Here is an 8,455-nt window from a genome sequence, read left to right as displayed (position 1 = left end):
AACGTGTCTCTTGGCGGAAACACATGATCAAGCAGAGGCCGTCCAGCTGTCAGGCGAACAACAAACCCCACCAAGAAATGATCTTGGTGGGGTTTAAAGCCAAGTTTAGTCCACCCTGCCATTCGATCGATTCCCGATCAATCAGCCGGGCAGCGCGTCGCTCTGCCCGCCGTTCACCCGGTCGGATGAACAGCCGTGAGGTCCTGTGGGTTACCTCACAACAAGCCTCGTTGACGTTCTTTGTCCCTTCTCACAGCACGACGGCACCAGGAGCGAGAGCTAACGTCATATCCATGTCGACTTCCGCGCACTCCCCCGTCGAGCCTTCCGTGCCCGCTGCCGACCAGGCCCGCACCGGGGACACAGTCACCGACCGCCTCGTCGAGGCGAACGTCCGGTACGCCGCCGATTTCAACGACCCGGGCATGGACGCCAAGCCGGTGCTGCGCGTCGCCGTGGTCGCCTGCATGGACGCGCGGCTCGACCTGCACGACGCACTCGGTCTGTCGCTCGGCGACTGCCACACCATCCGCAACGCGGGCGGCGTGGTCACCGATGACGTGATCCGTTCGCTGACCATCAGCCAGCGGGCTCTCGGCACCCGCAGCGTCATACTCATTCATCACACGAATTGCGGCCTGGAATCGATCACCGAGGAATTCCGCCAAGAGCTGGAGGTGGAGGTCGGTCAGCGTCCGGTCTGGGCGGTCGAGGCATACAAGGACGCCGACCAGGACGTACGGCAGTCAATGCAGCGCGTGCGCACCTCGCCGTTCCTGCTGCACACCGACGACGTCCGCGGCTTCGTCTTCGATGTGACCAGCGGCTTGCTGCGCGAGATCCTTCCCGTCTCCTGACCGCCCGGACGGGTGTTCGTCGGGAACCGATACCCCCACCGACCGCGACATATCGCCCCCACTTGTCCACAGGCGAGTGACACGAAGCGGTAACGGCAACAAGAATGCGCATGTGGCATCCCGCCGGAGTTTCCGGAGGGGTGTCCGTGTTTCGGGGTGGGCCGGGCCGCTGCATGCGCGTCGGCCCGTGAATGGGGTATCCCCTGCTCCTGGTGAGCGTGGGGCAGGGCCGAGGAGGGCCGGGTGACGACCTATGACGATCGAGCGAGCCTCACAGATCTGACCACGACTGCGGAGCGGGTGCGCAGGTCGGTGGAGAGCGTGATCGAGGGCAAGCCCGAGGTCGTACGGCTTTCGCTGACCGTGCTGCTGGCGGAGGGGCATCTCCTCATCGAGGATGTCCCCGGGGTCGGGAAGACGATGCTGGCCAAGGCGCTGGCGCGGTCCATCGACTGCTCGGTGCGGCGCATTCAGTTCACACCGGACCTGCTGCCTTCGGACATCACCGGTGTGTCCATCTTCGACCAGCAGCGGCGCGACTTCGAGTTCAAACCGGGCGCGATCTTCGCCCAGATCGTGATCGGCGACGAGATCAACCGGGCCTCGCCGAAGACCCAGTCGGCACTGCTGGAGTCGATGGAAGAGCGCCAGGTCACCATCGACGGGCACACCTACGAGCTGCCCGACCCGTTCATGGTGGTGGCCACCCAGAACCCGGTGGAGATGGAGGGTACCTATCCGCTGCCCGAAGCCCAGCGCGACCGGTTCATGGCCCGGGTGTCGATCGGCTATCCGAGTGCGGACGCCGAACTGCAGATGCTCGATGTGCACGGCGGGACCTCGCCGCTCGACGATCTGCGGCCGGTGGCTCACGCTCACGACATCGTGAAGCTGATCGACGCGGTACGGACGGTCCATGTGGCCGACGCCGTGCGGCGGTACGCGGTGGAGCTCGTCGGGGCCACCCGCAGCCATCCCGATCTCCGGCTCGGCGCCTCGCCGCGAGCCACCCTGCACCTGCTGCGCGCGGCGAAGGCCTCCGCGGCGCTGAGCGGCCGGGACTACTGCCTGCCGGACGACGTGCAGGCACTGGCGGTCGCGGTGCTCGCGCACCGGCTGCTGCCGACGGCACAGGCCCAGCTGAACCGTCGTACCGCCGAGCAGGTCGTGCTGGAGATCCTGCAGCAGACACCGGTACCCACAGCCGGCGGCGGCGCCGCCCAGGTGCAGCCCCAGCACCAGCCGGGCCGTCCGGTGTACAGCCGGCAGCAGCCCGGCGTACGGCGGGTGTGATGACCTCCGGGGGGCCGGCCGCGATGGACGACGGCGACGACAAGGGCGGTCTGCGGGCCGCTCTGAGCGGGCTGACCACGCGCGGGCGGTCCTTCCTCGCCGCCGGTATCGCCGCAGCGATCTGCGCGTATGTGCTGGGCCAGGCGGATCTGCTGCGGGTCGGCCTGCTGCTCGCCGCGCTGCCGCTTGTCTGTGTCGTGGTGCTCGTCCGCACCCGTTACCGGGTCGCGGGCACCCGACGGCTCTCGCCGTCCCGGGTGCCCGCGGGCACGGAGGCGCGGGTCCATCTGCGCATGGAGAACGTGTCGCGACTGCCGACCGGGCTGCTGATGTTGCAGGACCGGGTGCCCTATGTGCTCGGGCCGCGGCCCCGGTTCGTGCTGGACCGGGTGGAGGCGGGCGGCCGTCGCGAGGTCTCCTACCGGGTGCGGTCGGATCTGCGCGGGCGCTATCCGTTGGGGCCGCTGCAGCTGCGGCTGAGCGATCCGTTCGGGATGTGCGAGCTGACTCGTTCGTTCAGCGCGTACGACACCCTCGTCGTCATTCCGCGGACCGAGCCGCTGCCGCCGGTACGGCTGGCGGGCGAGGCCTCCGGGTACGGCGAGGGACGGCAGCGTTCGTTGGCGCTGGCCGGTGACGACGACGTGATTCCGCGCGGCTACCGGCACGGCGACGATCTGCGCCGGGTCCACTGGCGCTCCACCGCGCGCTACGGCGAGCTGATGGTGCGCCGCGAGGAGCAGCCACAGCGGGCCAGGTGCACGGTGCTGCTGGACACCCGGCGGATCGCCTATCAGGGGACGGGGCCCGACTCCGCCTTCGAGTGGGCGGTGTCCGGTGCGGCGTCCACGCTGGTGCATATGCTGGAGCGCGGCTTCGCGGTCCGGCTGCTGACCGACGACGGGAACGCGGTTCCGGGCGAGGGCGAAGGAGGCTTCGCCGGATCGACTCAGGAGTCCGCCGACTCCGCGGGGCTGATGATGGACACCCTGGCGGTGGTCGATCACTCCGACGGGGGCGGTCTGTCACGTGCGTACGACGTGCTGCGCGGCGGCAACGAAGGGCTGCTGATCGCGTTCTTCGGTGATCTGGACGAGGAGCAGGCGGCGATGGCGGCCCGGATGCGGCAGCGCAGCGGCGGCGCCGTCGCGTTCGTACTGGACAGCACGGCCTGGGCGCAGCCCGCCTTCGCGCCCGCGGGGGCGGACACAGCGTTCGAACGGCGGCTGCGGCTGCTGCGTGAATCGGGCTGGACGGCGGTGGCGGTGGCGCCGGGGACCGGTCTCGCCCGGTATTGGCAGCAGGCGGGACACCAGGGTCTGGCGACGCAGTCCGCTGCCGTCGGCGGCGCCACAGGTTTCTCCGGGGGATGGTCATGAGCGGTCGTGGTCGGCTGACACTGTGCGCTTTCGCGGCGACGCTGATGGCGGCGGGCTCGATGCTGCCGCTGGTCGAGCCCGCCGGATGGATCCTGCAGGCCGCGTTTCTGCTGGCGGTCCAGAGCGGGATGGGCGCGCTCGCCCGCCGGGTGCCCATGCCGCGGATGCTGATCGTCGCGGCGCAGACACTGGTCACGCTGGTTCTGCTGACGGTGGTGTTCGCCAGGACACAGGCGTTGGCCGGTGTCCTGCCGGGTCCGGAGGCCGTCCAGCGGCTCGCGGCTCTGCTGACGTCGGGCGCCGAGGATGTCGGGAGGTATGCCGCTCCGGCGCCCGTGACGGACGGCATCCGGCTGATACTGATCGGCGGTGTGCTGCTGGTCGGCCTGGCCGTGGACGCCCTCGCTGTGACGTTCCGCAGCGCGGCCCCGGCCGGTCTGCCGCTCCTCGCGCTGTACTCGGTGGCCGCGGGACTTTCCGAGGGCGGAGCGGACTGGCTCTGGTTCCTGCTCGCGGCCGGTGGCTATCTGCTGCTTCTGCTGGCCGAGGGCCGGGACCGGCTCTCCCAGTGGGGGCGGGTCTTCAGCGGCGCGACCGGCCCCCCTGGCGGACCGGCGGTCGGTGCGGCGTTCTCCGACGGCCGCCCGACGGCCCCGGTCCGCACCGGACGCCGCATCGGCGCGCTTGCGCTGGGGATCTCACTGGTCGTACCGGCGGCGCTGCCCGCGCTCGACAGCGGTCTGCTGGCCGGTACGGGCGGCACGAACGGCAAGGGGAGCGGCGGAGGCACCATCTCCGCGGTCAACCCCCTGGTCTCGCTGCAGAACAATCTGAACCAGCCGGAGAACCGGGAGGTGATGTCCTACCGCACCAATTCCGGTGACCCGCAGGGCTTCTATCTGCGGATCCTGGCCCTGGATCAGTTCAACGGAAGCGAGTGGCGGCCCTCCACACGCCGTCTGAAGGATGTACCGAAACGGCTCCCGACCCCGGACGGCCTCGGCCCGGACGTCCTGGCCACGGAGATCAGGTCGAACATCTCCGCGTCCCGTTCCTACCAGCAGACCTATCTGCCGCTCCCCTACCCCGCGACCGAGGTCAGGATAGGCGGGCGCTGGCGGTACGAGCCGATGGGACGGACGCTCGTCGGTGACCGCGGGGAGACGACCCGCGGTGCGCAGTACCAGGTCTCCAGTCTGGTGGTCCAGCCGACCGCCGACCAGCTCGCCGCGGCAGGCACCCCGCCGGCCGCTCTGCAGCGCGAGTACACCAGTGTTCCCGACTCCCTGCCGAAGGTGGTCAGGCAGACCGCGGACAGGGTGACGAAGGGCGCCGCCAACAACTACGAGCGGGCGGTGAAACTGCAGAACTTCTTCGCCTCGGACGGCGGCTTCACCTACGACACCTCGGTGAACTCGGGCACCGGGAGCGCGGCGATCGGCCGGTTCCTGAAGGACAAGCGGGGCTTCTGCGTCCACTTCTCGTTCACCATGGCCGCGATGGCGCGGACGCTGGGCATTCCGGCCCGGGTCGCGGTGGGCTTCACTCCCGGCACTGCGCAGCCGAACGGTTCGGTGTCGGTGGGGCTGCGCGATGCTCATGCCTGGCCCGAGCTGTATTTCGAGGGCGTCGGGTGGACCCGTTTCGAACCGACCCCGACGCGGGGCACCGTCCCGTCCTACACCCAGTCGGACGCCCCCGCCGGCGGCACGTCCGACCCGGCCCAGCCGGAGAAGGGCGCCTCGGCCGCTCCGACGGTCGCGCCGTCCGTCTCGGACAGCTGCCCGGCCCAGATGCGCAAGCAGGGCGAGTGCGGCAGCTCGGCGGCGCCGGGGGTAGCGGCTCCGACGGATTCCGGGACGCCGACCGGAACCGTCCTCGGTCTGGTCCTGGCCGCCCTGGTGATCCTGGCACTGCCGTTGCTGCCCATGCTCTGGCGCGTTCGGGCGCGCAGGCGTCGGCTGAGTTTCTCCGCCGGGCGTACGCAGGCTGATGCGACGGCCAGAACGCTGGCGGCCTGGCGGGAGATCATCGACACGGCATGGGACCACGGCATCGAGCCGGATGACTCCCAGACCCCGCGCAAGGCGGCAGCCCGGGTGGTTCGGCTGGGCCGGCTCGGCCCCGACGAGGCCACTGCGGTGCACCGGGTGGCGGGGGCGGTGGAGCAGGTGCTCTACGCCCCGGAGCCCCGGTCGGGTACCGGGCTCGCCGAGGACGTGGGGACGGTGCGGGCCGGACTGCGGGCGTCGGCCGGGCGGTTCGCCCGGATCCGCGCAGTCGCTGCACCACGCTCGGCCGTTCGGGTGATCTGGGCGGCCTCGGAACGCTGGGCGGCTTTCAGGGGCAGGTGGGCGGCGCGGTGGGGTCGGGACCGGTGGACCGGTTGGCTTCGACGGCCTTCCCGCCAGCAGGGGTGACGGGGGCCGGCCTGCGACCCGGCCCGTCATGTCGGCAGGGGTGACGGTGGGCCTGGCCTGCGGCCCTGCCTCTGTCCTCGATCGCCGGACGGGTCGGTAGGCGCCCCGGGGCTGCCCGGCAGCCTTCGCCCCCCCCTGCAGCGGACAGGCTTGAAGCTTCCTGGGGCTCGCCCCTGACAGTCCTTTGCCCTGAATGGCCGACAGGTTTGAAGCTTCCTCGCGCTGCCCCGGATCAAGGTGCGCTCTCAAGCGCCGGGCAGGACCGATTTTCGGGCCTGCCCGGCATTTGAGGGCAGCGGCGGGCCGAAGGCCGACCCCGGGCACACGTGAGGGGCGGCCGCAGAAATGCGGCCGCCCCTCACCCAAGATTGTCCCAGGCTCTATTGGCCCTGCTCGTCACGGCGGCGCTGCCACCGCTCCTCGATCCGATTCATCACGGTCCGGCGCTGCCTGGGCTGACGGCGCTCGCCGCCGCCTCCGGCTGCCTGTCGCTCGCCCGGCTTGGGCGCTTTGCGCCAACCTGTGACCGCAAGGACCGCGCAGCCGAGCATGACGAGGAACCCCACCACGCTGATCCAGATCTGCTGGGCGACCATTCCGGCCATGAGGAGCGCGATACCCACCAGGAAGCCTGCGACCGCCTGGTAGACCCGTCGCCGGGTGTACGTACGCAGCCCGCTTCCCTCGAGCGCTGTCGCGAACTTGGGATCTTCGGCGTACAGCGCTCGCTCCATTTGCTCGAGCATTCGCTGCTCGTGCTCCGAGAGCGGCACGGAGTCCTCCTCGTCGTCGGCCGCGGGGGGCGGCCGGTATGCGGCCCTTCCAGGATAGGCAGGGATTCGCCCCCGTGAAACCTGCCCTCTTTGCCAATCAGCCAGTCCGGGCCGCCATGACGGCACAGCTGCTGAGGCGTTGATTCCCCAACCTCCGATCCGTCATGCCGGATGGTGTCCCCCGATCATACGTGGCGAAGCCCCCGATCGGGGGTCCTGGGGCGTACTCCATCTGCGGCTGCGTCCCTGATCAGCCACGCTAGAGCTGAGCTACCACCCGTCGGCGGCCGCGCGCTCAGGCGCGCTTCGTGCCCAGAACGTGCAGCTGCGTCGCGACCGAGTGGAAGGCGGGCAGTTCGGCCGCGGCCGCCTCCAGCTTGAGCAGGGCCTCCATGGCACCGGGCTCGGTGTCCACCAGGGCGCCTGGCACGAGGTCGGCGAAGACCCGTACGCCGTGGACCGCGCCGACCTCGACGTCCGCCGCGGAGACCAGCTCGGTGAGCTGCTCCGCGGTGTAGCGCCGGGGCATCGGGTCCCCGTCGCCCCAGCGGCCCGCCGGGTCGCTGAGCGCCTTCCGGGCCTCGGTGAAGTGACCGGCGAGCGCCCGGGCCAGGACCGCGCCACCGAGCCCGGCGGCGAGCAGGCTGAGCGCGCCGGACGGACGGAGCGCCTCGACCGCGTTGCGCACACCCTCGGCGGGGTCGTCCACGTACTCCAGGACTCCGTGGCACAGCACCGCGTCGTAACCACCGCGCTCCACCACCTCGAACAGGCCGTGGATGTCGCCCTGAACCCCACGGACCCGGTCGGCGACCCCGGCCTCGGCGGCTCGGCGCTCCAGGGCGAAGAGCGCGTTGGGGCTGGGGTCGACGACGGTGACCCGGTGGCCGAGACGGGCAACCGGCACCGCGAAGTTGCCGGTGCCGCCGCCGGTGTCCAGGACATCCAGGGCGTCCCTGCCGGTCGCCTTGACCTGGCGGTCGAGGGCGTCCTTCAGGACCTCCCAGACCACGGCGGTACGGAGGGAGGCGCGGGGGCGCAGCTGGTCCGACACGGCAGATGACTCCTCGGCACGGTGCCGCCGCTGACGGCGGCGGAGCGTGAACAGTGCAGGTGGTACAAGTGCTATCCACCCTATTGCCTCGCGCCCCCGTCGCCGTCATCCTGCGTCGGGCCGCTCCCTCCGGGCCCGTGGGAGCACCGGCTGAAGCGCCAGCAACCGCTCGACCAGGCGCAGGAACATCGCCGCGTCACGCAGCAGATCGTCGGCGTCCCGCCAGCTGGCAGCGCCCGGTATACCGGCTTCCGCACGGGCCCTGCGACGGGCGCCGGAGGCGAACAGCGCGCTCCATTCGGTCAGCTCGGGGGCTATTTCCGGGAGAACCTCCCAGGCGCTGCGGATCCGCTCCCGGCGCCTCCGGGAGGTCTCGGGGCGGCCCCGCACGGCGAGCACGGCGGCAGCGGTGCGCAGCGCGGCGAGGTGGGCGGTGGCATACCGCTCGTTCGGCACATCGAGAACGGCGGCCTCGTCGAGGCCGGCGCGGGCCTGGGCGAGCAGATCGAGGGCGGCGGGCGGCGCCGTGGTGCGGCGCACAACGGGATGGACATCGTTTGCCGGACCGGTCAGTGAGGGGGCAGGGCCGTCTGCGCGGCGCCGGGGTACGGCTGCTGCGGACGAGTGGGCCATGACGAAACCTCCTGTCTCGTGTAACGGCTCCGTGGCCGTATGTATC

7 protein-coding genes are annotated in these 8,455 nt (G+C 70.9%); 4 read left to right on the top strand and 3 right to left on the bottom strand.

Features of this window, described 5'->3' with window-relative positions:
* Positions 1-293: 293 nt before the first annotated feature.
* From IEZ15_RS17115 to IEZ15_RS17100, 4 genes are all read left to right on the top strand, one after another.
* Positions 294-857, top strand: coding sequence for a beta-class carbonic anhydrase (locus IEZ15_RS17115; protein WP_189277745.1), 564 nt, complete (start codon positions 294-296; stop codon positions 855-857).
* Positions 858-1,100: 243 nt separating this feature from the next.
* Complete coding sequence (locus IEZ15_RS17110) at positions 1,101-2,150, top strand: AAA family ATPase (RefSeq protein ID WP_189277744.1); 1,050 nt, start codon at positions 1,101-1,103, stop codon at positions 2,148-2,150.
* Positions 2,150-3,529, top strand: a complete 1,380-nt coding sequence (locus IEZ15_RS17105) for a DUF58 domain-containing protein (protein WP_189277742.1) — start codon at positions 2,150-2,152, stop codon at positions 3,527-3,529. Before IEZ15_RS17110 ends, IEZ15_RS17105 begins: the two co-directional genes overlap by 1 nt.
* Positions 3,526-5,949 carry a transglutaminase TgpA family protein gene (locus IEZ15_RS17100; RefSeq protein ID WP_189277740.1) on the top strand — a complete coding sequence of 808 codons (2,424 nt, stop codon included), beginning with the start codon at positions 3,526-3,528 and terminating at the stop codon, positions 5,947-5,949. The genes IEZ15_RS17105 and IEZ15_RS17100 overlap by 4 nt, the downstream gene beginning before the upstream one ends.
* A gap of 380 nt (positions 5,950-6,329) precedes the next feature.
* On the opposite strand, the gene IEZ15_RS17095 is transcribed toward IEZ15_RS17100, so the two are convergent.
* From IEZ15_RS17095 to IEZ15_RS17085, 3 genes are all read right to left on the bottom strand, one after another.
* Complete coding sequence (locus tag IEZ15_RS17095; RefSeq protein WP_114244079.1) at positions 6,330-6,722, bottom strand: SCO2097 family morphological protein; 393 nt, start codon at positions 6,720-6,722, stop codon at positions 6,330-6,332.
* A 295-nt stretch (positions 6,723-7,017) separates the two neighbouring features.
* A complete protein-coding gene (locus tag IEZ15_RS17090; RefSeq protein ID WP_189277738.1) occupies positions 7,018-7,776 on the bottom strand; it encodes a class I SAM-dependent methyltransferase in 759 nt (252 codons plus the stop codon).
* A gap of 105 nt (positions 7,777-7,881) precedes the next feature.
* The gene (locus IEZ15_RS17085; RefSeq protein WP_189277736.1) at positions 7,882-8,409 is read right to left on the bottom strand and encodes an SAV_6107 family HEPN domain-containing protein; all 528 of its coding nucleotides are present in this window, start codon (positions 8,407-8,409) and stop codon (positions 7,882-7,884) included.
* Positions 8,410-8,455: the final 46 nt, after the last annotated feature.

This window comes from Streptomyces atratus (genome assembly GCF_014648655.1).
Lineage (GTDB): Bacteria > Actinomycetota > Actinomycetes > Streptomycetales > Streptomycetaceae > Streptomyces > Streptomyces atratus.
This window is presented reverse-complemented; position numbering and strand designations above follow the sequence as displayed.

Bases quoted from the DNA above. Each gene is read 5' to 3' on its own strand.
- IEZ15_RS17115 (WP_189277745.1), top strand. From the start codon at position 294: ATGTCGACTTCCGCGCACTCCCCCGTCGAGCCTTCCGTGCCCGCTGCC.
- IEZ15_RS17085 (WP_189277736.1), bottom strand. From the start codon at position 8,409: ATGGCCCACTCGTCCGCAGCAGCCGTACCCCGGCGCCGCGCAGACGGC.
- IEZ15_RS17105 (WP_189277742.1), top strand. From the start codon at position 2,150: ATGACCTCCGGGGGGCCGGCCGCGATGGACGACGGCGACGACAAGGGC.
- IEZ15_RS17100 (WP_189277740.1), top strand. From the start codon at position 3,526: ATGAGCGGTCGTGGTCGGCTGACACTGTGCGCTTTCGCGGCGACGCTG.